This window comes from Streptomyces sp. ISL-36 (assembly GCF_018614205.1).
In the GTDB taxonomy this organism is placed as follows: domain Bacteria; phylum Actinomycetota; class Actinomycetes; order Streptomycetales; family Streptomycetaceae; genus Streptomyces.
The window spans coordinates 12697-37736 of record NZ_JAGGOS010000072.1 but is presented as its reverse complement, the minus strand read 5'-3'; the positions used below and the strand labels follow the sequence as shown (position 1 = coordinate 37736).

Here is a 25040-nt window from a genome sequence, read left to right as displayed (position 1 = left end):
CCACGATCCCTGGTGGGGCGGGGCGAACCGCACGACGGTGAACCCATGGCAACCCTCGCACCTTCCCGTCCGGCCCCCCTCGCCACCACCCCCGGCGTGCGGGCGGCCTCGGTCCGTCACCTCGGCCCCCACTGGTACGCCTCGGTGATGGGCACCGCCATCGTCGCCAACGCGGGAGCCGGCCTCCCCGTCCAGGTCCCCGGTCTGCGCACCGCCTGCACGGCCGTCTGGGCGCTCTCCCTGGCGATGCTCCTGACCCTGCTCACGGCCCGCGCCCTGCACTGGGCCCACCACCGTGACCAGGCCCGCGCCCATCTGCTCGACCCGGCCGTCGCCCCGTTCTACGGCTGTCTGTCGATGGCGCTGCTCGCTGTCGGCGGCGGCTCCCTGATCGTCGGCAGGGACTGGATCGGGCTTCCGGCGGCCGTGGCGCTCGACGCCGTCCTGTTCACCGCGGGAACGGTGATCGGCCTGGCGGTCGCCGTCGCGATCCCGTACCTCATGATCGTCCACCACAGGATCGAGAGCGCCACCCCGGTGTGGCTCCTGCCGGTCGTGGCTCCGATGGTCTCCGCCGCCCTCGGCCCGCTGCTGCTGCCCCACCTTCCTGCCGGGCAGGCGCAGCAGACGCTGCTGATCGCGTGCTACGCGATGTTCGGGCTCAGCCTGGTCGCCACCCTCCTGATGCTGCCGCTCGTCTTCGGCCGACTGGTCATGGGCGGCCCGCTGCCGCTGGCGCTCACCCCCGCCCTCTTCCTCGTCCTCGGCCCGCTGGGCCAGTCGACCACCGCCGCGAACGCGTTCGCCGACGCCGCCCCGGGCCTGCTGCCCGCCCCGTACGCCCAGGGCTTCACCGCCTTCGCCTTCCTCTACGGCGTGCCGGTCATGGGCTTCGCGCTGCTGTGGCTGGCGCTCGCGGGGGCCATGGTGGTGCGGGCGCGGCGGCAGGGCATGGGGTTCGCGATGACCTGGTGGGCTTTCACCTTCCCGGTCGGGACGTGCGTGACGGGCGCGGAGGGGCTCGCCCGGCACGCCGGGCTCGGCGCCTTGCGGTGGCTCGCGATCGGCCTGTACGTGTTCCTCGTCGTCGCCTGGCTGGTGGCGGGCCGCCACACCGTGCGCGGTCTGTTCAGCGGGGCGCTGCTCGCAGGGCCCGGCCGAGCACTCGCGGGGCCTCGGCCAGTGACGGTCCGTACCAGGTGAGATGGCGCCCGCCGACGAGTGCGGCGGGCGTCCCGGGGAAGGCCTCGGGGCCGTCCTCGGGGGTGAAGCGGTACGGCTCGTCCGGCAGGACGACCAGCTCGGCTCCCGAGTCCCGGAGCTCGTCGAGCGGGATCCGCGGATAGCGCTCGGGGTGACCGGCGTACACGTTCCGGACGCCGAGGCGGGCCAGCAGGTCGCCCGCGAAGGTGTCGCGGCCGAGGACCATCCAGGGGCGGCGCCAGATCGGCACGACGGCCGTCCGCGGCGGTCCGGCCGGCTCCACGGCTGCCCACGCCTCCTCCGCCTCGTCCAGCCACCGGGGCCTTTCCGGCACGCCACAGGCCCGCAGGACCCGGTCCAGCTCGGTGAACGCCTGGTCGAGGGTCCGTACCTCGGTGACCAGGACGTCGACCCCGGCGGCGCGCAGGGCCGCCAGGTCGGGGGCGCGGTTCTCCTCCTCGTTGACGACGACGAGGTCGGGGCGGAGCGCGGTGACGGCGGCGACGTCGGGGTTCTTGGTACCGCCGATCCGTACGACGTCGAGGTCGGCCGGGTGGCTGCACCAGTCCGTCGCGCCGACGAGGAGACCGGGGGCGGTGACGGCGACCGCTTCGGTCAGCGAGGGGACCAGGGAGACGACCCGGGCCGCGGCCCTCATACGTCGGTTGCTTCGATGTGTTCGGCGACGGCGACGACGAGCAGGCGGGTGCCGGGCTCGGTGGCGCGCCACCGGTGCCGTACCCCTCCGGAGAGGTAGAGCGTGTCTCCCCGTTCGAGCCGGTAGGCGCGGCCCTCGGCCTCGACCTCGGCGGCGCCGTCGGCGACGAAGAGCAACTCGTCGTTGCGGTGCTGGAATTCGCGGCCCGCGTCCCGCTCGCCGGTGAACTCGAGCGCGTGCAGCTGGTGACGGCCGCGCACCAGGGGCCGTACCCCGGCGGGCAGGTCGTGGAGCTGTTCCTCCTCCGCCCGTACGACGTCGACGGTACGGGCGGCCTCGGCGACGGCGAGCAGTTCGCCGGCCGTGGTGCCGAGCGCTTCGGCGACGAGGCGCAGGGAACGCATGCTGGGGCGGGCCCGTTCGTTCTCGATCTGGCTGAGGAAGGGCACGGAGAGGCCGCTGCGCGAGGCGACGACGGCCAGGGTGAGCTGAAGCGCTCTGCGGCGCCTCTTGACGGCCGCGCCCACGCGTGGGGATTCCTTGTCGTCCATGTCGGCTCCCTCCCTCGTGCCTCGTGCGTACCTGCGTACTGGTCGGTTACCTGAACCTTACGCAGCTTTGGGCTGGGGTTTCGCGTCGTGGCGAAAAGGGGTGGCCGCCGAACACGCTCGGCGACCACCCCTTTTCGGACAGCAGTCAGAAATCCGTCACAACCCCTGCTACGGGGTCAGCTTCTCGGCGAGACCGGGGTTCTCCGCCAGCCAGCCGCGGACCGCCTCCTGCTCCTTGCCCTTGCCGGTCTTCTGGATGGCCGCCTCGAGATCCGTCAGCTGCTTCTCGGTCAGCCGGAAATTCTTCAGCCAGGCGCCGACCTCGGGGTTGTCGCCGGTGAAGCCCTTGCGGGCCAGGGTGTGCACGCCGTCGCCCTTGCCCCAGGTGCCCTTCGGGTCCTTGAGCTTCTTCAGGTCGTAGGTAGCGTACGCCCAGTGCGGGGACCAGAGCGTGACGACGACCGGTTCCTTCTTGTCGTAGGCGCGCTTCAGCTCGGCGAGCATGCCGGGGGTGGAGCCGTCGACGACCTTGTACTCGCCCTTGAGGCCGTACTCGTTCAGGACCTTGTCCTTGAGGATGCCCATCATGCCCGCGCTCGGCTCGATGCCGATGATCCGGCCCTTGAACTGACCGCTCTTGCCCTTGAGGTCGTCGAGCGAGTCGATGTCCTTCATGTAGGAGGGCACGGACAGCTCCAGCGAGGTGGGGCCGTACCAGGAGCCGAGGTCTTCGAGCTTGTTCCGGTACTTCTCCCAGTACTGGGCGTGGGTGACGGGGAGCCAGGCGTCGGTCTGGAAGTCGACCTGCCCGCCGGCGAGGCCGGTGTAGAGCGCTCCGGCCTCCAGCTGCTTGGTGTCGACCTCGTAGCCGCGCCGTTCGAGGAGTTCCTTCCAGAGGAAGGTGGAGGCGATGCCCTCGTCCCAGGGGATGTAGCCGAGGCTGATCTCCTTGCCGTGGCCGGTGTTCTTGCCGCCGCCGGCCGTGGCGGTCGCCGGCGAGCCGGCGCCCAGGAAGCCCATGCCGCCTGCGACGAGCGCGAGCACGACCACGCCGACGAGGGCGGTGACGGGCTGCGGGCGGTGGCCCCAGACCTTCGCCCCGGCGCGGGCGGCGAGGGCGGCCCGGGCCTTGGCGAGGGCCCGGCGGCCGAGCGGGGAGACCTGACGGCCGAGGGCACCGGTCATGCGGTCCAGGTACATGGCGAGGATGACGATGGAGACGCCGGCCTCGAAGCCGAGACCGATGTCGACGTTGCCGATGGCGCGGTAGACCGCGCCGCCGAGCCCGCCGCCGCCGACCATGCCGGCGATGACGACCATGGAAAGTCCCAGCATGATCACCTGGTTGACGCCGGCCATGATCGTGGGCAGGGCGAGCGGCAGCTGGACGCGGAACAGCGTGGCGCGCGGGCTGGTGCCGAACGCCTCGGCCGCCTCCACGAGTTCGCCGTCGACCTGGCGGATGCCGAGCTCGGTCATCCGCACGCCGGGCGGCAGGGCGAAGATGATGGTGGCGATGATGCCGGGGACCACGCCGACGCCGAAGAAGATGATGCCGGGGATCAGGTAGACCATGGCGGGCATGGTCTGCATGAAGTCCAGGACCGGGCGCAGCACGGCGCTGACGGTCTTGGAGCGGGCCGCCCAGATGCCGAGCGGAATCGCGATCGCCAGGGTGACGAGGGTGGCGACCAGCACGAGGGAGAGGGTCGACATGGCGTCGTCCCACAGCTCGATGGAGTCGACGAGCGCGAAGCCCGCGAAGGCGAGGACGCCCGCGCTCAGACCGCGCAGCCACCAGGCGACGACGGCGAGGATGCCGGCGAAGAGCAGGGGCTCGGGGGCGGAGAGGACCGCGTCGATTCCGTCGTAGAGACCGGTGACGACGGCGCTGACGGCGTCGAAGAGCCAGGCGAGCTGTGCCTGCAGCCAGTCGACGGAGCTGTCGACCCACTGGCCGAGAGGGAGCCTAGGCATGGGTGGCCACCTCCGTGTCGTCGGTGCAGGCAAGGGGCGGGCGCTGCTCGTCCCCGATGCAGCCGATCAGACGGGACTGCGGTACGACTCCGAGGACGGTGCCGTCGGTGTCCTTGACGGCCACCGGGTGCGGGACGCGGGCGCTGACGGCGCACAGGTCCGCGACGAGGGTGTCGGGGCCGACCGTGTCGCAGCCGCAGGCGTCCGGAGCGGGGTGCTCGGGCTCGGTCATCACGGCGGCGGCCGTGAGCACCCGGGAGCGGTCGACGTCCTGGATGAAGGAGGCCACGTAGTCGTTGGCCGGGCGGATCAGGATGTCCTCGGCGGTGCCGAGCTGGACGATCCGGCCATCCCGCATGACCGCGATCCGGTCGCCGAGGCGCATGGCCTCGTTGAGGTCGTGGGTGATGAAGACGATGGTCTTCTTGAGCCGCTTCTGCAGTTCGAGGAGCTGGTCCTGCATGTCGCGGCGGATCAGCGGGTCGAGGGCGCTGAACGACTCGTCCATGAGGAGCAGGTCGGCGTCGGTGGCGAGCGCGCGGGCGAGGCCGACGCGCTGCTGCATGCCGCCGGAGAGCTCGTCGGGCCAGGACTTCTCCCAGCCGGCGAGGCCGCACAGCTCCAGGGACTCGGCGGCGCGGGCCTCGCGCTCGGCGCGCGGTACGCCCTGGACCTCCAGGCCGTAGGCGGCGTTCTCCAGGACGCTGCGGTGCGGGAAGAGCGCGAAGTGCTGGAAGACCATGCTGATCTTGTTGGAGCGCACGGTACGCAGATCGCGGGGGCTCAGCGCCGTGAGGTCCTTGCCGTCGAACAGCACCCGGCCCGCGGTGGGCTCGAGCAGACCGTTGAGCATGCGCAGGAGAGTGGACTTGCCGGATCCGGACAGACCCATGACGACGAAGATCTGGCCGGGTTCAACGGCGAAGGACGCGTCGATCACCGCGGCCGTCGTGCCGTCCGCGCGCAGTTCGTCGCGGTCCGCGCCGTTGGCGAGCTTCTTCACGGCTTCGTCGGGTCGTCTGCCGAACACCTTGTAGAGATGGTCGGCCTGGAGCCTGGACACATATACCTCACGCGTTGAAACGAAAACGGCCCTCCCCCTAGGACTTCGTCCTGGGGGGACCCCACCCCCGCAGCCGGGCCGTGGAGCGGGGCGGTATCGGCCCGCGTCTCCCTGCGCACGGCGATCCATTCGTTGAATCCCGTACCGGGTCCGCTCCGGGCGCGCACCTGCCCCCGGCCCCATGGGCCAAACCCGAAGGTGACCGGTGTCACCACGGAGGGCGTGCGATGTCGGTGGGGTGCGGCATGATCGGGGTGTGACGCGACGCCTGATGCTCCTCGACACCGCCTCTCTGTACTTCCGCGCGTACTTCGGCGTGCCGGACTCGGTCCGGGCCCCGGACGGCACGCCGGTCAACGCCGTGCGCGGACTGCTCGACTTCATCGCCCGGCTCGTCCAGGACCACCGTCCCGACGAGCTGGTGGCCTGCATGGACGCCGACTGGCGGCCGCAGTGGCGGGTGGACCTGATCCCCTCGTACAAGGCGCACCGCGTCGCCGTGGAGACCGAGACGGGCCCCGACGAGGAGGAGATCCCCGACACGCTCGCTCCGCAGGTCCCGGTGATCGAGGCGGTCCTGGACGCGCTCGGCATCGCCCGTGTCGGGGTCGCGGGCTACGAGGCGGACGACGTCATCGGCACACTGGCCGGGCAGGCGAAGGGCCCGGTGGACATCGTCACGGGCGACCGGGACCTCTTCCAGCTCGTCGACGACGAGCGCGGGGTGCGGGTGCTGTATCCGCGCAAGGGCGTCGGCGACTGCGATCTCGTCGACGGCGAGCTGATCCGTACGAAGTACGGGGTGCGGGCCGACCAGTACGCCGACTTCGCGGCGCTGCGCGGTGACGCCAGCGACGGGCTGCCCGGAGTGAAGGGAATCGGCGAGAAGAAGGCCGCGCAGCTGATCACCGAGTACGGCGATCTGGCGGGTGTCCGCGCTGCCGCCGTGGACCGCACGTCGAAGCTGACGCCGGCCAAGCGGCGCGGCATCGTGGAGGCGGCGGAGTACCTGGACGTGGCCCCCACGGTGGTCCGGGTCGCCGGGGACGTGCCTCTGCCGGACTTCGACGCGACCCTGCCGAGGGAACCTCGGGACCCCGAGATGGTGGCGGCGCTGGTGAAGCGGTGGGGGCTGGGCGGAGCGGTGGGACGGCTGCTGCCGGTCCTGGAGCGCGGAGGGGCTGGGCGGCAGGCCGAGGAGAGCTGAGGCCGCGGGTGGTGCGGGGGGGCGCTGGTGGTACTGGACCCGATGCTGGGCCGGGTGCTGGGCCCGTGCTGGGCCGGGTGCTGGGCCCGTGCTGGGCCGGGTGCTGGGCCGGCCGACTCCGGGATGCTAGCTTAGGTTTACCTAAGTTCGTAGAGTCCAGGGAGACCCGTCGTGGCAGAGCAGCCGGCCCGCAAAGCACCGAAGGCCCGCGAGGCACAGGTGGTGCGCACCGAGCGGATCACTCCGCACATGGTGCGGGTCGTGCTGGGCGGGGACGGTCTCGCCACGTTCGAGGTGGGCGAGTACACCGACCACTACGTGAAGCTGCTGTTCGCGCCGGACGGGGTGAGCTACCCGGAGCCGTTCGACATGGAACGCATCCGTGAGGAGTTCCCCCGCGAGCAGTGGCCCACCACCCGGACGTACACGGTACGGAGCTGGGACCCGGTCCACCGCGAGCTGACCATCGACTTCGTGGTGCACGGCGACGAAGGCCTCGCGGGGCCGTGGGCGGCGCGGGCGGAGGCCGGCGAGACCGTGCGCTTCCTCGGGCCGGGGGGCGGTTACGCGCCGGACCCGGCCGCCGACTGGCACCTGCTCGTGGGCGACGAGAGCGCGCTGCCGGCGATCGCGGTCGCCCTGGAGCGGCTGCCGGAAGGGGCGACGGTCCACGCGTTCGTGGAGGTCGCGGACGCGGCGGAGGAGCAGAAGTTCGCGACGGCGGCGGGTGTGGAGGTGACCTGGCTCCACCGGGGCGGCCGGACGACGGGCGAGGCTCTGCTGGAGGCCGTACGGAACCTGGACTTCCCCGAGGGCGATGTCCACGCGTTCGTCCACGGAGAGGCGGGGTTCGTGAAGGAACTCCGCCGACACCTGCGACTGGAGCGGGACGTGGCGCGCGAGCGGCTGTCGATCTCGGGCTACTGGCGCGCGGGGAAGACGGACGAGGCCTGGCGCGCGATCAAGCGCGAATGGAACGAGACGGTCGAGCGCGAACAGGAGTCCTGAGCCGGGGGCTTGGGGCTGGGGCCGGGGGCTCTGGGCCATGGGCTCTGGGCCATGGGCTCTGGGCTCGGGGCGCCCTGGCCCAGCCGTGGTCCCGGGCCGCCCGTGGTCGAGGGCCGAACCGTGGTCGGGGGCGGCCCGGGTCACACCCCCTCGCCGAAGAGGCGGTCCGACGCGTCCACGTGGGCCAGCCGCCGCAGCGCCCCGAACACCGCGTCACCCAGCACCGTCCCCACCACCACGCTCTCCACCAGCTCCTCGCGCGCCACATTGCGCGCCACGTACTCCAGGTCCGCCCGGGCCACCCGTTCCGCCGCCTCCGCGTACGCGTCGAGCACCTCCACGAACGCCCCCTGGCCGACTTCCTCCAGCGCCGTCAGCGCGACCGCAAGCGCCTCCGCCGCCGGGCTCTCGGGGTGCGACCGCCAGCCACGCCCGGCGATCAGTTCGGCCACCGCCTCGCGGGCGGCGCCGATCCCCTCCCCCGGTTCCTCCGCGTAGCGCGGCACCACCCGGTCCGCCGCCACGCCCAGCACCTTGTGCACGGGCCGTTCCTTGTCGTCGATCGCCACGATCACGTCCCGGACGCCGGCGACCGACAGCCCGCCCACGTCCAGGAGCGCGCGGACGAGGCGCAGGCGCCGCACGTGTGTCTCGTCGTACGAGGCCTGGTTCGGGCTCGTCAACTGCCCGGCCGGCAACAGCCCTTCCCGTACGTAGTACTTGATCGTCGGCACCGACACTCCGGTCCTGCGACTCAACTCTCCGATGCGCACCGTGCGTTCACCTCTCCGGTCATGCTCCGGCCTTGCCGACCGGTCCCCCCATCATAGATAGTGGAGCTATCAGATAGCGGCGAGTGCCACTATCCATAATTCACCGGGGGTACCCATGTCCTCTTCGATTCCACCGATCCGCGAACTCCACCGGCCTCTGGTCTGGTTCGCCGCCGCCATGGTCTTACTCGCCCTGGTCTCGGCGGGCGGCCTCGTCCTCGACGACCGCGTCCTCGTCGGCGCACCCATCTGGTACAAGCCGTTCAAGTTCGCCGTGTCGTTCGTCGCGTACGCGATGACGCTCGCCTGGATGCTCACCCTGCTTCCGCGTGGCCGCCGGGTCGGCTGGTGGGCGGGCACCGTGGTCGCCTCGGCGAGCGCCGTCGAGATGGTGCTGATCACCACCCAGGTGGTCCGGGGGAAGCAGAGCCACTTCAACAACGAGACCGCGTTCGACGCGGCCCTGTTCCAAGCCATGGGAGTCACGGTCGTCGTCCTCTGGCTCGGCGCCCTGGTCATCTCGGTCCTGCTGCTGCGCGCCCGGATCCTCGACCGTGCCACGAGCTGGTCGGTGCGGCTCGGCTCGCTGATCGCCCTCGCGGGCGCGGCCGTCGGCTTCCTGATGGTCGGTCCGACGCCCGAACAGCTCGCGGCCGGGGACGACGCGCCCCTCGTCGGCGCCCACAGCGTCGGCGTCCCGGACGGCGGGCCCGCCATGCCGGTGACCGGCTGGGCCACGACGGGCGGCGACCTGCGGATCGCCCACTTCTTCGGCATGCACGCCCTGCAGGCGCTCCCGCTGCTCCTGCTCGCCCTGGTCGCGCTCGCCCCGCGCTTCGCCCGGCTGCGCGACGAGCGGGTACGGCTGCGCCTGACGCTCGTGGCCTCCGGGACGTACGCCGCCGGGTTCGCGCTGGTCACCTGGCAGGCACTGCGGGGCCAGGCGCTCCTCGACCCGGACGCCACGACTCTCGCCGCGGCCGGGGCGATCGTCCTGTCGGCCACGGCCGCGACCTGGGCGGCCCTGCGCGCCTCCTCCCGTACCGAATCCCCCCGCCCTACAAGGAGTTCGTGGCATGACCGGCTTCCTCTTCGAGCTCTCCTTCCTGCTGGCCGCACCCGTCTGGCTCCTGATGATCTTCGCTCCGCGCTGGCCCGGCACGGAGCGGCTCGCCGCCTCGCCCCTGACCGTCGCACCGATCCTGGCGGTCTACCTCGTGCTGGCCCTTCCGGTCCTCCCCGAACTGTGGGCGACGGTCAGCAGCCCGGACATCGACACCTTCCGGGATCTCGTGGCGCTCGCGAACGGGGCGGGCGCGATCTGGGCGCACGTCATCGCCTGGGACCTGCTGCTCGGCCAGTGGATGTACCGCGAGGGCCGCAGGCGGGGGCTGTCGCCCCTGGTGATGGGACCGTTGCTGGTGCTGACGATCCTGCTGTCCCCCGTCGGCCTCCTGATCTTCCTGGCGCTGCGGGCGGCGAGGAAGCCGGTTCCCGTACCGGCGTGAGGAGTCCGGCCCGCGGGCCCCGCCGGCGCATCCGTCAGCGGCCGGCCTTTCCCCACGACCACCATGGCGATGGCCGCCGGCGGCGTATCGGCTCGTCAGGCGCCGCCTAGGCTGAGGCCATGCGAACGATCGACCGGGCCGTCGGGGCCGTCATGGGCTCGGCCGTCGGGGACGCCCTGGGCGCTCCCTTCGAGTTCGGCCTGCCGGGGGTCTACCGGGAACGCTTCCCCAACGGCGTGGGCGAGATGTGCGGTGGCGGCGGCTGGGACCCGGGCGAGGCCACGGACGACACCCAGATGGCCGTTCTGGTCGGGCAGTCCCTCCTCGAACGGGGCGGCCTCGATCTGCCGGACATCTTCGAACGTTTCCGGTCGTGGGCCGCCGCCGAGCCGAAGGACATCGGCCTGCAGACCGAGGACGTCCTGACGAGCGGCGACCCCTGGAACCTGGCGTCCGCCCTCCACTTCCAGGTCAACGGCCGCGCCGCGGGCAACGGTTCACTCATGCGGGCCTCCACCTCCGCCGTGTACTTCGCCGCGGCCGGCCGCGAGGCCACGATGGCCGCGGCTCGCCGGATCGCGGCCCTCACCCATGGGGACGGCGCCGCGTGGGAGGGTACGGCGATCCTCCACGAACTCGTCCGCGTGGCCCTGCTCGGCGAAGACCCGCTCTCCGCCCTGCCCGGCACGCTCGCCGCGGTCACCCCCGCCCACCGGGACCGCTGGACCGCGGTCCTCGCCCCCGACTGGCACCCGGACGACGCCACCGAGTTCAACGGCGCGGTCTGGCCCTGCCTGGCCTCGGCGGTCTGGGCCCTGCGGACGACGGACTCCTTCGAGGCCGCCCTCTCCTCCGCGATCGACCTCGGCGGCGACACGGACACCGTCGCGGCCGTCACCGGCCTCCTGGCCGGCACGGTCCACGGCGCCGCCGCCATCCCGACCCGCTGGACGGCCCCCTTGCACGTCCCCCTCCCCGGTCAGGGAAGCAAGGTCCTCCGGGCCCACGACCTCCGGGCCCTCGCGGCGGCCCTCGCCGACGCCTGAGCCGGTCCGGGCCGGGCCGGGGGCCGAACGGGCTGGAGCGGGCCTGGCCGGAACGGTGCGCGAGGCGGGCCACCGACAAGCGGCGCGACGGGTCGGCACCGGCCGCGACGGGGCTGGCACCGCGCCCTCCCCCTCATCTCACCGCGCGTTCCGGGTGGGCCGGTCCGCCCGCGCCCGGACCGTGGCGAAGACCTCGCGGTCCGGCTGGAGGGTCAGGCTCGGCACGGGGCGTATCTCGCCGGGATCCAGTTCCAGCCGGAACCGGCGGGCCAGAACGGCGAGAACAAGGACGGCCTCGACCATGGCGAACCGGGTGCCCAGGCAGACCCGCGGCCCGCCGCCGAACGGGAACCAGGCGTACTCCGGTATCTCCTCGGGGACCTCGCCGCCCGTCGCGCCCCAGCGCTCCGGACGGAACTCCTCGGGGTCGGTGAACCAGCGGGCGTCCCGGTGGGTGGCCCACTGGCTGCTCCACACCCGTGTCCCGGACGGGATCGGCATCCCTCCCAGGACCGCCCCCTCCCTGGCGATGCCGGTGAGGAGCCAGATGGTCGGATAGAGACGCAGAGTCTCCTTCACGACGGCCTGGGTGTAGGTCAGCCGCGCGTAGTCGTCGAAGCCGGGCTCGTCACCGAGGACCCTGTCCAGCTCCTCGGTGAGCGCCGCGCCGACACGCGGGTTGTGGGACAGCAGGTGCCAGGCCCAGACGAGAGTGGAGCTCGTCGTCTCGTGTCCGCCGATGTAGAGGGTGACGGTCTCGTCGCGGATCTCCTGGTCGGAGAGGTGCGCGCCGGTCTCGTCCCGGGCGGCCAGGAGGCGGCTGAGCAGATCCGGGCGGTCGGTGTCACCGTCGCGGTGGCGGGCGACGACCCGGGAGACCTCGGCGTCGATGACAGCGGTGGCGCGCTTGATGCGTGCCCGTCCGGGCGTGGGCACCCAGTCGGGCAGGAGGGCCCCGATGCCGCTGAACTCGGCGCCTATCTCCTTCTGCGCGATGTCCATGGCGCGGCCGATGGCGTCGGCGTCGGCGGCGGTGTCGACGCCGAAGATGGTCCGCACGGCGATGAGTTGGGTGAGGGCCGCCATCTCCTTCTTGACGTCGACGCGCTGCCCGTCGCTCCACCGGTCGGCGAGAGCGACGGCGCACTCGGCCATGGTGGCGGCGTAGGACCGCACCTGCTTGGGACGGACGGACGGCTGCACGAGGGAGCGCTTGCGGCGCCAGTCGGCGCCCTTGGCGACCACCACTCCGTTGCCGAGCAGGGTGCGGAAGGCGATGCCGAGGTCGGGCTGGTCGAAGGTCCGCTCGACCTCGGTGAGGAGTTCGCCGATGGTCTCGGGGTGGGCGATGAAGAGGGCGCGGCCGCGACCGAAGCGCCAGCTGACGAAGTCGCCGCGCTCGCGCAGCCGCTCGAAGAAGGCGAGTGGGTCCTTGCCGAACTCCGGCAGGTTTCCGAGCAGCGGTACGCCCCGTGGGCCTGGCACGATCTTCTGTCCGTCGGTCGCCCTCTCGGCGGCGGCCGGACCTGCTTGCGTGGTCACGTGCGTTCCCTCCCCGTGGTGTTGCCCGGTGTCCGACTCCATGGAATCGGAGAGGTCCGACACTCCGCCACCCCTGTGGAAAACCGTCTGTGGACAAGGAAAAGGGGCCCGTGGTGTCGACCACGGGCCCCTTCGGCCCCCTGAGAACGCGGCGGTCAGGTCACCGAGCTGTAGGCGACGACGCCCCTCAGCAGCGACTCCACCGCCTTGCGCGCGTTCTTGGAGACCGTGCTGTTCTCCTTGGGCGCCGCGGCGGCGATCTGTCCGAGGACGTCGATGACCTGCTTGCACCAGCGCACGAAGTCACCGGCGGGCATCTCCGCCTCGCGCAGGACCTCGTCGAGCCCCCTGTCGGAGGCCCATTGGTGGGCGGCCCAGGCGAAGCCGAGGTCGGGTTCGCGCTGGCCGACGCCCTCCGCCTGGTTGATCCTGAACTCCTCTTCCAGGGCGTCGAGTCGGCCCCAGATCCGCACCATCTCGCCGAGAGCGGCCTTCGCCTTCCCGGTGGGGAGCTTCGGCGCCACGGCGTCGTCGGACTGCCGCGCCTCGTACACCAACGCGGAGGCGCAGGCGGCCAGTTCGGCCGGGTTGAGGCCCTCCCAGACGCCGTCGCGCAGGCATTCGCTGGCCAGCAGGTCGAGTTCGCCGTAGAGCCGGGCGAGCCGCTTGCCGTTGTCGGTGACGTCGTCGCCCCGGAGGTAGTCGAGCTCGGTCAGGAGCGCGACGATCCGGTCGAAGGTGCGCGCGATGGTGTTGGTGCGGCCTTCGATGCGCCGTTCCAGCTGCCGCGTGTCACGCTGCAGCCGGTGGTAGCGCTCGGCCCAGCGGGCGTGGTCCTCGCGCTCGTCGCAGCCGTGGCAGGGGTGGGCACGCAACGCCGTGCGCAGCCGGGCGATCTCGCGGTCGTCGGCGGCGGCCGAGCGATCCCTGCGGTGACGCTCGGGGTTGATGTGTCCGGCCTTGGTCCGCAGGGCGGAGGCGAGGTCCCGCCGGGACTGCGGGGAACGCGGGTTGAAGGACTTGGGGATCCTCATGCGCTCCAGGGCCTCGACCGGGACCGGGAAGTCGATCGAGGCGAGCCGCTTGACCTGCCGTTCGGCGGTGAGGACGAGCGGGCGTGGCCCGTCATGGTGCTCGAAGCCGCGGTGGCCGTTGGTCCGCCCGGCGGGGATGCCGGGGTCCAGGACGAGTGCGAGACCGGCGAACTTGCCCGTGGGGACGTGGATGACGTCACCGGGCTTCAGCCGCTCCAGGGAGGCGGCGGCCTGGGCCCGGCGCTGTGCCGCACCCTGCTTGGCCAGTTCGGTCTCGCGGTCCTTGAGGTCGCGGCGCAGCCGTGCGTACTCCTCGAAGTCTCCGAGGTGGCAGGTCATGCCCTCCCGGTAACCCGTGAGGCCTTCCTCGTTCTTCTGGACCTGGCGGGAGATGCCGACGACGGAACGGTCGGCCTGGAACTGCGCGAAGGACGTCTCGAGCAGTTCGCGGGAGCGGTGCCGTCCGAACTGGTCGACCAGGTTGACGGCCATGTTGTACGACGGCTTGAAGCTGGAGCGCAGCGGGTAGGTGCGCGTGCCGGCGAGGCCGGCGAGGTGGCCGGGGTCGAGGCCGCGCTGCCACAGGACGACGGCATGGCCCTCGACGTCGATCCCTCGTCGTCCGGCGCGTCCGGTGAGCTGGGTGTACTCGCCGGGGGTGATGTCGGCGTGCTGCTCGCCGTTCCACTTGACGAGCTTCTCCAGGACCACCGACCGGGCGGGCATGTTGATGCCCAGCGCGAGCGTCTCCGTCGCGAAGACGGCCTTGACCAGGCCGCGGACGAAGAGCTCCTCGACGACTTCCTTGAAGGTGGGGAGCATGCCGGCGTGGTGGGCGGCGATGCCGCGCTCCAGGGCCTCCAGCCACTCGTAGTACCCGAGGACGTGCAGGTCCTCGGACGGGATGGAGGCGGTGCGCTCCTCGACGATCTCGCGGACCCGCTGACGGGCGTCGTCGTCGTTGAGCCGCAGCCCGGCGTACAGGCACTGCTGGACGGCGGCCTCGCAGGCGGCCCGGCTGAAGATGAAGGTGATGGCGGGCAGGAGCCCCTCGGCGTCGAGCCGCTCGATGACCTCGGGCCGGCCGGGCGTCCAGATGCGGGAGCGCTGACGGCGCTCGCGCTCGCGATCGGCCTCACGGATCATCTTGCCGCGCCGCCGCTCGCCCGGGTTGTACGTGCGGGTGTTCTCCGTGCGGGCCAGACGCATCAGGTCGGGGTTGACCTCCCGGCGTGAGGCGGCGCGACCGCCGTGGTCGGTCTCCTCCTCGAAGAGGTCGTACATCCGGCGACCGGCCAGGACGTGCTGCCAGAGCGGCACGGGACGGCTCTCGGAAACGATGACCTCGGTGTCGCCGCGTACGGTGTCGAGCCAGTCGCCGAACTCCTCGGCGTTGGAGACGGTCGCGGAGAGTGAGACGAGCGTCACGGACTCCGGGAGGTGGATGATCACTTCCTCCCAGACGGCGCCGCGGAAGCGGTCCGAGAGGTAGTGGACCTCGTCCATGACCACGTAGCCGAGGCCGCTGAGGGCCTGGGATCCCGCATACAGCATGTTGCGGAGGACTTCGGTGGTCATGACGATGATCGGGGCGTCGCCGTTGATGCTGTTGTCCCCGGTGAGGAGGCCGACCTTGCCGGGGCCGTACCGCTTGACGAGGTCGGCGTACTTCTGGTTCGACAGCGCCTTGATGGGTGTCGTGTAGAAGCACTTGCGCCCTTGGAGGAGCGCGAGGTGGACGGCGAACTCGCCGACGATGGTCTTGCCCGAGCCCGTGGGCGCCGCGACGAGCACGCCTTTGCCCGCTTCGAGGGCCTGGCAGGCCTCGATCTGGAAGGGGTCCAGACCGAATTCGTACATCTCGCGGAAGGGGGCCAGCGCGGTGGCCTGCTCGGCATTACGGGCCCGGGCAGCTGCGTACGCTTCGGCTGGTGTGAGGTCCTCTGTCATCTTGTTCTTGAGCCTACCCGTCCCCTCTGACAGTGACGCGATCTTTAATGACCGTGGGGATTTCCCCCGCTCCGAGGGCCCGGCGAGGCCGGTGAGACGCCCTCTACGGGCCGGGGGGCGCCAGGACCCGCACCGCCGCCGGGACGCATTCGGCGGTCAGCGGCAGCGGTCCGAGAGGCTCCCCGTCGGCGTAGCCGGTGATGCCCGGGGCATCGAGGGTCAGGGCGCGGACGCGGTGGACGGTGACCTTGGGGTGGTCGAGATGGGTGCCGCGGTAGACCTGGGGGAAGACCTTGATCAGGGTCGTACGGCTGCAGTCGCCGACGACGGTGACGTCGAAGAGGCCGTCGTTCATCCGCGCCCGGGCGCAGATGCGCATGCCGCCGCCGTAGGAGGTGCCGTTCCCGACGGCGACGAGCGTGGCCTCGACCTGCCGCTCGGTGGAGTCGTCCAGCGTGAGGCGGTACGGCACGGGCCGGAACGCGGCGAGCTCGGCGATCATGGCGAGGTCGTACTTGAAGCGGCCGACGGGCAGCCGCATGCGGTTGCCCCGGTCGTTGACGCGGGAGTCGAATCCGGACGCGAGGACGGTTCCGAACCAGCGGTCGCCGACCCTGCCGAGGTCGATGTCGCGTCCGCCGCCGCCCTTGAGGAGTTCGGCGGCGATCCGGCCGGCCGCCGCGGGGTCGCGGACGGGCAGCCCCAGGGAGCGGGCGAAGTCGTTGCCGGTACCGACGGCGACCACGCCGAGCGGGGTACGGGTGCCGGCCACGGCCTGCAGGGCCAGCGAGACCATGCCGTCGCCGCCGACGGCGACGAGTGCCCCCGTCCCGGACTCGACGGCCTGCCGGGCGCGCCGCAGGGCGTCCTCGGCATCGGCGCCGAGGACCGTACGGACGGAGAATCCGGCGTCCCTGAGCGCGCGAGCGGCCGGCTGCGCGGCGTGCGCGCCCCGGCCGCGTCCCGCGGTGGGATTGACGAAGAGGGTGATCTCGCTGGTCATGGGGTCCCCCCGGACAGTGCCTGGGGGCAGGACCCTACAAGATCAGGTGATGTCGTCGTAACCGCTCGCCCGCAGCGACCTGCCGCCGTCGGCATCTCCGGTGGCCTGCTCGGGCAGGGCACGGGTGGCGCCGACCGGTTCGACGGCTGCGACGGCCTCGGGCGTGAGGTCGAGGCTGGAGGCCTCGTCGTCGTCGAGTTCGGCGTCGGGGTTGTTGCGCTTGCGGCGCCGGTCGTTGACGAGCGAGAAGCCGACGGCCGCGAAGTACAGGACGGTGATCGGTCCGGCGAGGGCCAGCATGCCGATGGGGTCCGTGGTGGGGGTGATGACGGCGCCGAAGACGAAGACGCCCATGATCACGCCGCGCCACCAGCCGGCCATGCGGCGGCCGGTGAGGACCCCGGTGAGGTTCAGCATCACGAGGACGAGCGGGAGCTCGAAGGCGAGGCCGAAGACGAGCACCATGCGCAGGGTGAAGTCGAGGACGTCACCGAGGGACAGGATGTTCGCGGAGCCACCGGGCGTGAGGCTGATGAGCACCTTCACGCTGATGGGGAGGATGAGGTACGCGAGGTAGGCGCCGGCCGTGAACAGCGGGACCGCGGCGCCCACGAAGGCGTAGGTGTACTTCTTCTCGCTCTTGTGCAGGCCGGGCGCGATGAAGGCCCACAGCTGGTACAGCCAGATCGGGCTCGCGACGACGAGACCCGTGACGAGGCTGACCTGGATCGTCGTGCTGAACGGGGCGATCAGCGTGTTGAAGGAGACGATCGCGCAGTTTCCGCCGTCGCTCGGGACGCCGGGCTCGCACTTGGGCACCGACTTCGTCAGGAACTGCATCAGGTCCTCGCTGTACACGAGGGCCACGACGGTGACCGCGGCGATGGCCAGCAGGCCCTTCGCCATACGGTTGCGAAGTTCGCGCAGGTGTTCCACGAGGGGCATCCGGCCCTCGGGATCCTTCTCCTGCTTGCGGGCAGACTTGAGCAACCCACGTCCTCATCTCGTGCGGCAGCCGCCGCTCAATGCGGCGGCCGCGGCGGACCGGGTCAGCGCTTGGTGGTGTCCGACGGCTCGGTCACGGGACGCGAGCTGGTCACGTCGCCGGGCGCGGCCTGGATGGTGCGCGGGGCGGCCTGGTCCGGGGTGCCGGGCTGCGGGGGGTCGGCGGGGGCGCTCTGCTGGTCGTCGGACTTCATCGCCTTGGCCTCGCTCTTGAGGATGCGGGCCGACTTGCCCAGCGAACGGGCCATGTCCGGGAGCTTCTTGGCGCCGAACAGCAGGATGATGACGACGAGGATGAGAATGATCTCGGTGGGGCCGAGCCTACCCATAGCTGTTTACCTTCTTCACCGAGGCGACATGGAGTGCGTGCCCGGCGGATCGGACATGCGTCCGGCCACCGCGCTGTCTGCGATCGTAACCCGCAGGAGTAAACGCGGGGCAATGCCTGTGCATACTCGCGATTGCGGCCCGCGCGCCCGTCCCGGGGCCACTTCCAGCAGCGTACGGCACAGGCTCAGCGCAACGCGTCGCCGGTTCGGGCCAGATCACCGGCGGCCTTCTCCAGGTCCTCGGCCGCGCGGTTGATGCGCTCCGTGGTGTGGACGACTTGGCGGCCGAGCCGCTGGGCCTCCACAAAGACCTTGATGCCGAGGACGCCGAGGACGGCGATGCCGAGGAATCCGAGAGCGATGGCGAGCATGGGCCAGAACATGGGGCGAGCCTAGACGTTGGGCGGCTCCGGCGGAGCCTTGGGCCGTGGGGCGTCGGACGGCGCCTCGGCGGTGAGGTCTCGGACGGCGAGACCTCGGGCCGTGGGCCTCAGACAGTGGAGTGCAGGCGCAGGGTGCGTACGCCGCCGCCTGTGAGGAGTTCGACGATGCGCTCGCCGGCCGGCTTGCGGACGGCGCTGCCGCACTCGGGGCAGGTGAAGGAGTAGAAGGTGGTGCGGCGGCTGGCGCCGATCGCGAGGCGCAGGGCGCCGGCGGAGAGTTCGAAACGGGCGCGGCAGTCGGGGCAGGCCGCCTTGAAGAAGACCGGGGCGATCGCAGCCGTCATTCCGTGCATCACGGACATTTCCCTCATCTCTCTCGACTCCCGCACTCTCGTCGCCGGGACTCACGCCCCTTCGCCGACTCCACAAGCAACAGCGTCGCCCAGGCATGGAATGTCACATTCCACTGCCCCTGGTGTCACTCCCGGCCGTCGTAGGCGGCAAGAGCTGCGGTCGCGGCCTCCCGCGCACTGTCCGCGAGCCCCTGCGGGGAGACGATCCGTCCGTCGCTGCCGAGCCTCAGCGCGAGGCGCCGCAGCGAGGTGGGGTCGGGCGTCCGCAGCGTGATGCGCAGTCCGCCGTCGGGCAGTTCGTCCGCCCTGTCGTGCGGGTAGTACTCGGCGACCCAGCGACCGCCGGGACCGACCTCCACCACCACCTCCGGGTCCTCGGCCGACGGCTGGACCAGGCCTTCCGACAGGTCCCGCAGCTCGATCTCCGGCGGCGCCGAGTGCTCGTCCAGGATCCGGATCTCGGCCACCCGGTCGAGACGGAAGGTACGGCGCGCCTCGGAGAGCCGGCACCACGCCTCCATGTACGTGTGGCCGACGGCGAACAGCCGGATCGGGTCCACCTCGCGCTCGGTGAGCTCGTCGCGGGCGGGCGAGTAGTAGCGCACCCACAGCCGTCGGCGCTCCGAGATCGCCCGGTCCACCTCGGCGAAGACCCCGCCCTCCGACTCGAAGGTGACCGACAGCCGGGAGCTGGCACCGGCCGCCTCGCCGGCCGCCGCCTCCAGCTTGGCGGTGGCGCGCAGCAACGCCTCGCGGTCACCCTCGCGCAGTCCGGGCAGCGTGGCGACGGCCCGTGCGGCGACCAGAAGCGCGGTCGCCTCATCGGCCGCCAGCCGCAGCGGCTCGGCCGCGTCCGCACCGAGGGCGCCGGGGTTGCGCCACCAGATCCGGTCACCGTCGGTGTCGATGTCGAGCAGATCGCCGCCGCGGAAGCTCGTACCGCACATGGGCAGTACATCGAGGTCCGAGATCAGCTCGTCCTCGGTGATCCCGAAGGCGCGGGCCACATCAGCGACGTGGGCGCCCGGTCGTTCCCGGAGATAGGTGACGAGCGAGAGCATCCGCCTCGTCTGGTCGATCGCGTTCGCAGCCATGCCGTACGTCTCCCCTTCAGCCCTTGGCCACGGCGCGCAGCCGGTCCACCACATCGGCCCGCAGATCCGCGGGCTCCAGCACGACCACGTCGGGGCCGAACTCCACGAGCCAGGCGTCCAGACCGTGCCCGTACGGGATCTCCAACTCGTCCCAGCCGTCCGTACCCTCCGTCACGGACCGGGCGCGGGCCCGCAGCGGGTAGCCGCAGCCGGCCCGCAGCCGGATCCGCGCGGAGCGCGTGGCGGTCTCGCCCGCCCAGCTCTCGACGGTCTCGCGGACGGTGACGGCGTCGGGAACGGGCGCGGTGAAGGCGCCGGCCCGGGAGCGGACTTTTCCGGTGATACGGGACAGACGGAAGACACGCTCGGCACCCCGGTCGCGGTCCCAGCCGGCCAGGTACCAGTGGCCACGCCAGCACTCCAGGGTCCACGGCTCGACCTGGCGGGTCTCCGGGCGGGCGGCGGTGGCCTTGCGGTAGTCGAAGACCACGGGACGCCGGTCGCGGCAGGCCAGCATCAGAGGCTCGAAGGCGGCCTCGTGGACCGGGATACGCGGTTCGAGCGCGCTGTGCTGGACGTCGTAGGAGTCCTCGGCCTCGGGCATGCCCGCGGCGCGGAGCTTCTGCAGAGCGCCGCTGGCGGCGCCGGCGAGGCGGGCCTGCTGCCAGACCTTGGCGGCGAGGCCGAGCGCGGCGGCCTCCTCGGCGTCGAGCGTGATCGGCGGAAGACGGTTGGAGTCACGGCGGGCCAGATAGCCGGTCTCGCCCTCGATGTTCTCGACCGTCTCGATGACCAGACCGAGCTCGCGCAGATCGTCCTTGTCGCGCTCGAACATCCGGTTGAAGGCGTCGTCGGCACCGGCCTCGAGGTAGGCCTCGATGGACCCGCGGAGCTCACGCTTGCTCAACGGGCGGCGGGTTCCGAGCAGGCACAGCGCCAGATTCATCAGCCGCTCGGCCTTGGCAATCGCCATCGACGCCCTGCACCTCTTCTGCCGGATTGAGTTCTCGGAGGTCCGACGGTACCGCCCCGGGGTGTCGTGGCAAAAGCCGAGGGCCCACCCCGAGGCCCCCGGACCAGGTCCGGGGATCGGGATGGGCCCTCGACCGACCAGAAACGGTCAGCGCTTGGCAACGCCTACCAGGTCGCAGACGAAGATCAGGGTCTCGCCCGGCGCGATCGCGTTACCGGCACCGCGGTCTCCGTACGCGAGGTGCGCGGGGATGACCAGCTGGCGGCGGCCGCCGACCTTCATGCCCTGGACACCCTTGTCCCAGCCCTGGATGACCTGACCGACACCGAGCTGGAAGTCCAGCGGGTTGCCGCGGTTCCAGGAGGCGTCGAACTCCTCACCCGTGGAGAAGGCCACACCCACGTAGTGGACCTTGACGAAGTCGCCGGCCGCGGCGATCTCGCCGTCGCCCTCCCAGATGTCCTTGATCTCCAGGTCCTTCGGCGGCTCGCCGCCCGGGAAGTCGACCTCGGGCTTCTCGATGCTCACTGAACTGCTCCTCATACTGATGAACTGCGCGAACGGGACAGTCTTACATCTTCGCGAGGATGTCCACGGCGAACACCAGCGTGGAGTTCTTCGGGATGCCCTGCTTCTCCTCGTTGCCGAAGGCCTCCGACGGCGGGGCGACGATCAGGACGCGACTGCCGACCTTCTTGCCGGTGAGGCCGTCCTTCAGCCCCTTCAGCGTCAGCTGCGCCAGCGGGAAGTTGGCGGTCTTGCCCGTCGCATAGGTGGAGTCGAAGACCTTGCCGTCCTTCCACAGCGCCGCGACATAGTTCACGACGACCGTGTCGGTGGCCTTGACGACCTCGCCCTTGGACTCGAGCACGTAGCTGGAGACGAGCTTGGTCGGCGGGCCGACCTTCGGAACGGTGAGCGAGGGCGCCTTGCCGTCCGCGTTCGTGCCGACCTTCGGCAGATCCTTGTTGTCTTGGGCGACCTCGCTGCCCTCGGCGGACTTCGGGACCGTGGTGGCCTTCAGGATGTCCACGACGAAGACGAGAGTCGCGTTCGGCTTGATGTCGCCCTGGCCCTGCGCCCCGTAACCGAGCTCCGGCGGAATGCCGATCTCGATGCGGCTACCGACCTTCTGGCCCTCCAGGCCCTGGTCCCAGCCCTTGATGACCTGGCCGGCGCCGAGGGTCAGCTCGAACGGCTGCCCCCGGTCGAAGCTGTTGTCGAAGGGCGTGGTCGAGTCCCAGGCCTGGCCCAGGTAGTTCACCTGGAGCGCGTCGCCCTTCTTGGTGACCGCACCGTCGCCCTTGCTGATCACATTGACCTTGAGGTCCTTGGGCGGGGCGCCCTCTCCCTTCGTGAGGGTGGGCTTCTCTCCGAACTTCTCGCCCGCGGTGATGGCGGGGAGCCCGTTCGTCATCGAGGCGGAATCGGAGCCCTTGTCGTCGCTGCCGCAGGCCGCTGTCGAGAGCAGCAGCAGCGGGACGACAAGTAGGCCGGCAAGTCGGCGCACGTGTTCCTCAGATCTCAGACGGCACAGTAGTTGCCCGACACTCTAGGGGGTGTGCCCCGGATCCCGCCCGGCCCGCGAGCCGAGGCGTGCCGAGGGCCCCGCGCGAGGAACGCGCGAGGCCCGGCACATGCTTGCGACGCCGACCTACATTCCGGCGATCAGCTTCTCCACCCGGTCGTCGACCGACCGGAAGGGGTCCTTGCACAACACGGTGCGCTGCGCCTGGTCGTTGAGCTTGAGATGGACCCAGTCGACGGTGAAGTCCCGCCGCTGCTCCTGGGCACGGCGGATGAAGTCGCCGCGCAGTCGCGCCCTGGTGGTCTGCGGGGGTACGGACTTGCCCTCGAAGATCTTCAGGTCGTTGCAGATCCGGGCCGCCTGGCCCTTCCTCTCCAGGAGGTAGTAGAGCCCGCGCCGGCGGTGGATGTCGTGGTACGCGAGGTCTATCTGGGCGACCCGCGGATGCGACATGGTCATGTTGTTCTTCGCCCGGTACCGCTCGATGAGCTTGTACTTCATGACCCAGTCGATCTCGGTGCCGATGCGGTCGAGGTCCTCGGCCTCGATGGCGTCGAGGGTGCGGCCCCACAGCTCCAGGACCTGGGCGACCGTGCCCGTACGGATGCCCCGGCGGTCGACGAAGTCGGCGGCCTTCTCGTAGTACTCGCGCTGGACCTCCAGGGCGGAGGCCTCACGCCCGCTGGCGAGGCGGACCTTGCGCTGGCCGGTGATGTCGTGGCTGACCTCCCGGATGGCCCGGATCGGGTTCTCCAGGGTCAGATCGCGCATCACCGTGCCGGCCTCGATCATGCGCAGCACGAGGTCGGTGGCACCGACCTTGAGCAGCATGGTCGTCTCCGACATGTTCGAGTCACCGACGATGACGTGGAGCCGGCGGTAGCGCTCGGCGTCGGCGTGCGGCTCGTCCCGGGTGTTGATGATGGGCCGGGAGCGGGTGGTGGCGGAGCTGACGCCCTCCCAGATGTGCTCGGCACGCTGGGAGACGCAGTAGACCGCACCGCGGGGCGTCTGGAGCACCTTTCCGGCGCCGCAGATGAGCTGTCGGGTGACGAGGAAGGGAATGAGGATGTCCGCGAGCCGGGAGAACTCTCCATGGCGGGCGACGAGATAGTTCTCGTGGCAGCCGTAGGAGTTTCCGGCCGAGTCGGTGTTGTTCTTGAAGAGATAGACGTCGCCGGCGATTCCCTCCTCATGCAGGCGGCGTTCGGCGTCGACGAGCAGGCCTTCGAGAATGCGCTCGCCGGCCTTGTCGTGCGTGACCAGTTCGGTCACGTTGTCGCATTCGGGAGTTGCATATTCCGGATGCGAACCCACGTCGAGGTACAGGCGGGCGCCGTTCCGCAGGAAGACATTGCTGCTGCGGCCCCATGACACGACACGGCGGAAGAGGTAGCGCGCCACTTCGTCAGGAGACAGTCGGCGCTGTCCCCTGAACGTGCACGTGACGCCGTACTCGTTCTCCAGCCCGAAAATGCGGCGGTCCATGTCTGAACATTACGCCTGAAGGCGTGTGCTGAAACCGGGTTCGACAGCCCCGTTTCGATCATTTTCCGATGAGTGCGTGTTCTTTTCGCTGTGCGTGGCGTCGGCCACGGGCGCACTGACGGCGTGTCGCACACCGCGGCCCGGGGCCGTGAGGACCCGGCCGGTCACCAGGAGGACCACGAGGGCCACGAAACCTCCGGCTCCGGCGACGGCGAAGCCCGCGGTCGTTCCGGCGAGTTCGACCGCCGGACCCGCGACCGCCGAGCCGAGGGCGGCTCCCACACCGAAGGTGGTGACGAGCCAGGAGAAGGCCTCGGTGACCGTGCCGGCGGGCGCGTGCCGGTCGACGACGATGAAGCCGCAGGCGAGGGCCGGCGCGAGGAAGAACCCGGAGAGCGCGGCGAGCGCGGTCATGGCACCGACACCCGGCGTGAGCGTCAACGGCAGATAGCCGAGCGCGAGCAGCCCCACGATGACCCGCAGCCGCCTCTCGGGAGCACCGGCCCACCGGCGGGCACCGTAGAGGACGCCGCCGAGGAGGGCGCCGAGGCCGAGCGCGGCCATCAGCCAGCCGTACGCGGACTCATTGCCCCGGTCGTCGGCGTAGGCGAGACCGGCCACGGTGATGGAGCCGAGCGCGAGCCCGACGAAGAAGAAGGAACCGAGCAGCGCGAGGAGGCCGGGCGAGCGCAGGGCGCCGAGCCAGTGGGCCTCACGCGGTTCCGAGCGCCATGCGCGTGACGGCTCGGACAGGACGACGGAGAGCGCGCCGAGGACGCCGAGGACGTTGATCACCAGCAGGGCGGCGGCCGGCGACCAGAGGGCGACGAGCAGGGTGATCAGCAGGGGGCCGACGGTGAACATGACCTCCTGGGCGACGGCGTCCAGGGCGTAGGCCCGGTGGACCCGGTCCTCGCGGCCGAGCACGCTCGGCCAGAGGGCGCGCAGTCCCCCTTCCAGGGGCGGGGTGAAGAGTCCCGCGACGACGACCGCCGCGTAGGCGAGGACGAGGGGGCTGATTCCGGCCACGGCCAGGACGATCATGCCGAGGGCGGAGACGAGCGCGGCCGGGAACTGGACGCGAGGCTGGCCCTTGAGGTCGACCGCGCGGCCGAGGAGCGGCTGACCGACGGCGGTGGCGATGCCGTACGCGGCGGTGAGGCCGCCGGCCAGGCTGTAGCTGCCGCCTTCCGAGCGGACGAAGAGCACGACGGCGATGGGCCCGGTGCCGTTGGGCAGGCGGCCGACAAGGGTGCCCGCGAGCAGCCGCAGGGCGTGCGGCGCCCTGAGGATGTCGAGATAGCCGCCGCTGTCCTGGGCCTCGGTGGCCATGTCGGTCTCCTCTCCCCCGGTGTCCACCGCCG

The 25040-nt window shown here is 71.2% G+C and carries 23 protein-coding genes and 1 pseudogene; 6 read left to right on the top strand and 18 right to left on the bottom strand.

Features of this window, described 5'->3' with window-relative positions:
- The first annotated feature begins 45 nt into the window (after nucleotides 1-45).
- Nucleotides 46-1203: a TDT family transporter gene (locus tag J7E93_RS19655; RefSeq protein WP_215071208.1), complete on the top strand. Its 1158-nt coding sequence runs from the start codon at nucleotides 46-48 to the stop codon at nucleotides 1201-1203.
- On the opposite strand, the gene J7E93_RS19650 is transcribed toward J7E93_RS19655, so the two are convergent.
- The 4 genes from J7E93_RS19650 to J7E93_RS19635 form a co-directional block, all read right to left on the bottom strand.
- Nucleotides 1130-1861 (bottom strand): helical backbone metal receptor, encoded by a 732-nt coding sequence (locus tag J7E93_RS19650; protein WP_215071207.1) that lies wholly within the window; start codon nucleotides 1859-1861, stop codon nucleotides 1130-1132. The genes J7E93_RS19655 and J7E93_RS19650 overlap by 74 nt on opposite strands.
- Nucleotides 1858-2412, bottom strand: coding sequence for a helix-turn-helix domain-containing protein (locus J7E93_RS19645; RefSeq protein WP_215071206.1), 555 nt, complete (start codon nucleotides 2410-2412; stop codon nucleotides 1858-1860). The genes J7E93_RS19650 and J7E93_RS19645 overlap by 4 nt, the downstream gene beginning before the upstream one ends.
- A gap of 168 nt (nucleotides 2413-2580) precedes the next feature.
- Nucleotides 2581-4389: an ABC transporter permease/substrate binding protein gene (locus tag J7E93_RS19640; RefSeq protein WP_215071205.1), complete on the bottom strand. Its 1809-nt coding sequence runs from the start codon at nucleotides 4387-4389 to the stop codon at nucleotides 2581-2583.
- Nucleotides 4382-5452: a glycine betaine/L-proline ABC transporter ATP-binding protein gene (locus J7E93_RS19635; protein WP_308368722.1), complete on the bottom strand. Its 1071-nt coding sequence runs from the start codon at nucleotides 5450-5452 to the stop codon at nucleotides 4382-4384. Before J7E93_RS19635 ends, J7E93_RS19640 begins: the two co-directional genes overlap by 8 nt.
- A gap of 271 nt (nucleotides 5453-5723) precedes the next feature.
- Between J7E93_RS19635 and J7E93_RS19630 the strand changes: the two genes are divergently transcribed.
- Nucleotides 5724-6659 carry a 5'-3' exonuclease gene (locus tag J7E93_RS19630; protein ID WP_215071221.1) on the top strand — a complete coding sequence of 312 codons (936 nt, stop codon included), beginning with the start codon at nucleotides 5724-5726 and terminating at the stop codon, nucleotides 6657-6659.
- Nucleotides 6660-6830: 171 nt separating this feature from the next.
- Nucleotides 6831-7667 (top strand): siderophore-interacting protein, encoded by an 837-nt coding sequence (locus J7E93_RS19625; protein WP_215071203.1) that lies wholly within the window; start codon nucleotides 6831-6833, stop codon nucleotides 7665-7667.
- 140 nt (nucleotides 7668-7807) lie between these two features.
- Here J7E93_RS19625 and J7E93_RS19620 read toward each other — a convergent pair whose 3' ends face one another.
- A complete protein-coding gene (locus J7E93_RS19620) occupies nucleotides 7808-8440 on the bottom strand; it encodes a MerR family transcriptional regulator (protein ID WP_215071202.1) in 633 nt (210 codons plus the stop codon).
- Nucleotides 8441-8618: 178 nt separating this feature from the next.
- Here J7E93_RS19620 and J7E93_RS19615 point away from each other — a divergent pair.
- From J7E93_RS19615 to J7E93_RS19605, 3 genes and pseudogenes are all read left to right on the top strand, one after another.
- Nucleotides 8619-9497, top strand: a pseudogene (locus J7E93_RS19615) (hypothetical protein); the annotation flags it as partial.
- Between the two features lie 19 nt (nucleotides 9498-9516).
- The gene (locus J7E93_RS19610; RefSeq protein WP_215071220.1) at nucleotides 9517-9948 is read left to right on the top strand and encodes an ABA4-like family protein; all 432 of its coding nucleotides are present in this window, start codon (nucleotides 9517-9519) and stop codon (nucleotides 9946-9948) included.
- A 119-nt stretch (nucleotides 9949-10067) separates the two neighbouring features.
- Nucleotides 10068-10994: an ADP-ribosylglycohydrolase family protein gene (locus tag J7E93_RS19605; RefSeq protein ID WP_215071201.1), complete on the top strand. Its 927-nt coding sequence runs from the start codon at nucleotides 10068-10070 to the stop codon at nucleotides 10992-10994.
- Between the two features lie 138 nt (nucleotides 10995-11132).
- Here J7E93_RS19605 and J7E93_RS19600 read toward each other — a convergent pair whose 3' ends face one another.
- The 13 genes from J7E93_RS19600 to J7E93_RS19540 all read right to left on the bottom strand — a co-directional run bounded on the left by J7E93_RS19600 (nucleotide 11133) and on the right by J7E93_RS19540 (nucleotide 25008).
- The gene (locus J7E93_RS19600; protein ID WP_215071200.1) at nucleotides 11133-12536 is read right to left on the bottom strand and encodes a cytochrome P450; all 1404 of its coding nucleotides are present in this window, start codon (nucleotides 12534-12536) and stop codon (nucleotides 11133-11135) included.
- Nucleotides 12537-12691: 155 nt separating this feature from the next.
- Entirely contained in the window at nucleotides 12692-15520 is a 2829-nt protein-coding gene (locus J7E93_RS19595) for an RNA helicase (RefSeq protein WP_215071199.1), read from the bottom strand.
- Between the two features lie 103 nt (nucleotides 15521-15623).
- A complete protein-coding gene (locus tag J7E93_RS19590; protein ID WP_215071198.1) occupies nucleotides 15624-16523 on the bottom strand; it encodes a diacylglycerol kinase in 900 nt (299 codons plus the stop codon).
- A gap of 42 nt (nucleotides 16524-16565) precedes the next feature.
- A complete protein-coding gene (tatC, locus tag J7E93_RS19585) occupies nucleotides 16566-17468 on the bottom strand; it encodes a twin-arginine translocase subunit TatC (RefSeq protein ID WP_215071219.1) in 903 nt (300 codons plus the stop codon).
- Nucleotides 17469-17572: 104 nt separating this feature from the next.
- Nucleotides 17573-17857: a Sec-independent protein translocase subunit TatA gene (gene tatA, locus J7E93_RS19580; protein ID WP_215071197.1), complete on the bottom strand. Its 285-nt coding sequence runs from the start codon at nucleotides 17855-17857 to the stop codon at nucleotides 17573-17575.
- A 185-nt stretch (nucleotides 17858-18042) separates the two neighbouring features.
- Nucleotides 18043-18240, bottom strand: a complete 198-nt coding sequence (locus J7E93_RS19575; RefSeq protein WP_215071196.1) for a hypothetical protein — start codon at nucleotides 18238-18240, stop codon at nucleotides 18043-18045.
- Nucleotides 18241-18347: 107 nt separating this feature from the next.
- Entirely contained in the window at nucleotides 18348-18611 is a 264-nt protein-coding gene (locus tag J7E93_RS19570; RefSeq protein WP_215071195.1) for a phage terminase large subunit family protein, read from the bottom strand.
- A gap of 107 nt (nucleotides 18612-18718) precedes the next feature.
- Complete coding sequence (locus tag J7E93_RS19565; protein WP_215071194.1) at nucleotides 18719-19687, bottom strand: YafY family protein; 969 nt, start codon at nucleotides 19685-19687, stop codon at nucleotides 18719-18721.
- A 16-nt stretch (nucleotides 19688-19703) separates the two neighbouring features.
- On the bottom strand, nucleotides 19704-20660 hold the full coding sequence (locus J7E93_RS19560; protein ID WP_215071193.1) for a YafY family protein: 957 nt from the start codon (nucleotides 20658-20660) through the stop codon (nucleotides 19704-19706).
- Nucleotides 20661-20807: 147 nt separating this feature from the next.
- Complete coding sequence (locus tag J7E93_RS19555) at nucleotides 20808-21188, bottom strand: FKBP-type peptidyl-prolyl cis-trans isomerase (RefSeq protein WP_215071192.1); 381 nt, start codon at nucleotides 21186-21188, stop codon at nucleotides 20808-20810.
- A 43-nt stretch (nucleotides 21189-21231) separates the two neighbouring features.
- A complete protein-coding gene (locus J7E93_RS19550; RefSeq protein WP_215071191.1) occupies nucleotides 21232-22170 on the bottom strand; it encodes an FKBP-type peptidyl-prolyl cis-trans isomerase in 939 nt (312 codons plus the stop codon).
- Between the two features lie 144 nt (nucleotides 22171-22314).
- Nucleotides 22315-23676 (bottom strand): Pup--protein ligase, encoded by a 1362-nt coding sequence (gene pafA, locus J7E93_RS19545; RefSeq protein WP_137990376.1) that lies wholly within the window; start codon nucleotides 23674-23676, stop codon nucleotides 22315-22317.
- Between the two features lie 9 nt (nucleotides 23677-23685).
- Nucleotides 23686-25008: an MFS transporter gene (locus J7E93_RS19540; protein ID WP_215071190.1), complete on the bottom strand. Its 1323-nt coding sequence runs from the start codon at nucleotides 25006-25008 to the stop codon at nucleotides 23686-23688.
- Nucleotides 25009-25040: the final 32 nt, after the last annotated feature.

Excerpts from the sequence above, each read along its gene's own strand:
- J7E93_RS19655 (WP_215071208.1), top strand. The coding sequence starts at position 46 with ATGGCAACCCTCGCACCTTCCCGTCCGGCCCCCCTCGCCACCACCCCC.
- J7E93_RS19650 (WP_215071207.1), bottom strand. The coding sequence starts at position 1,861 with ATGAGGGCCGCGGCCCGGGTCGTCTCCCTGGTCCCCTCGCTGACCGAA.
- J7E93_RS19645 (WP_215071206.1), bottom strand. The coding sequence starts at position 2,412 with ATGGACGACAAGGAATCCCCACGCGTGGGCGCGGCCGTCAAGAGGCGC.
- J7E93_RS19640 (WP_215071205.1), bottom strand. The coding sequence starts at position 4,389 with ATGCCTAGGCTCCCTCTCGGCCAGTGGGTCGACAGCTCCGTCGACTGG.
- J7E93_RS19630 (WP_215071221.1), top strand. The coding sequence starts at position 5,724 with ATGCTCCTCGACACCGCCTCTCTGTACTTCCGCGCGTACTTCGGCGTG.
- J7E93_RS19610 (WP_215071220.1), top strand. The coding sequence starts at position 9,517 with ATGACCGGCTTCCTCTTCGAGCTCTCCTTCCTGCTGGCCGCACCCGTC.
- J7E93_RS19605 (WP_215071201.1), top strand. The coding sequence starts at position 10,068 with ATGCGAACGATCGACCGGGCCGTCGGGGCCGTCATGGGCTCGGCCGTC.
- J7E93_RS19595 (WP_215071199.1), bottom strand. The coding sequence starts at position 15,520 with ATGACAGAGGACCTCACACCAGCCGAAGCGTACGCAGCTGCCCGGGCC.
- J7E93_RS19590 (WP_215071198.1), bottom strand. The coding sequence starts at position 16,523 with ATGACCAGCGAGATCACCCTCTTCGTCAATCCCACCGCGGGACGCGGC.
- tatC (WP_215071219.1), bottom strand. The coding sequence starts at position 17,468 with ATGCCCCTCGTGGAACACCTGCGCGAACTTCGCAACCGTATGGCGAAG.
- tatA (WP_215071197.1), bottom strand. The coding sequence starts at position 17,857 with ATGGGTAGGCTCGGCCCCACCGAGATCATTCTCATCCTCGTCGTCATC.
- J7E93_RS19575 (WP_215071196.1), bottom strand. The coding sequence starts at position 18,240 with ATGTTCTGGCCCATGCTCGCCATCGCTCTCGGATTCCTCGGCATCGCC.
- J7E93_RS19570 (WP_215071195.1), bottom strand. The coding sequence starts at position 18,611 with ATGAGGGAAATGTCCGTGATGCACGGAATGACGGCTGCGATCGCCCCG.
- J7E93_RS19565 (WP_215071194.1), bottom strand. The coding sequence starts at position 19,687 with ATGGCTGCGAACGCGATCGACCAGACGAGGCGGATGCTCTCGCTCGTC.
- J7E93_RS19560 (WP_215071193.1), bottom strand. The coding sequence starts at position 20,660 with ATGGCGATTGCCAAGGCCGAGCGGCTGATGAATCTGGCGCTGTGCCTG.
- pafA (WP_137990376.1), bottom strand. The coding sequence starts at position 23,676 with ATGGACCGCCGCATTTTCGGGCTGGAGAACGAGTACGGCGTCACGTGC.
- J7E93_RS19540 (WP_215071190.1), bottom strand. The coding sequence starts at position 25,008 with ATGGCCACCGAGGCCCAGGACAGCGGCGGCTATCTCGACATCCTCAGG.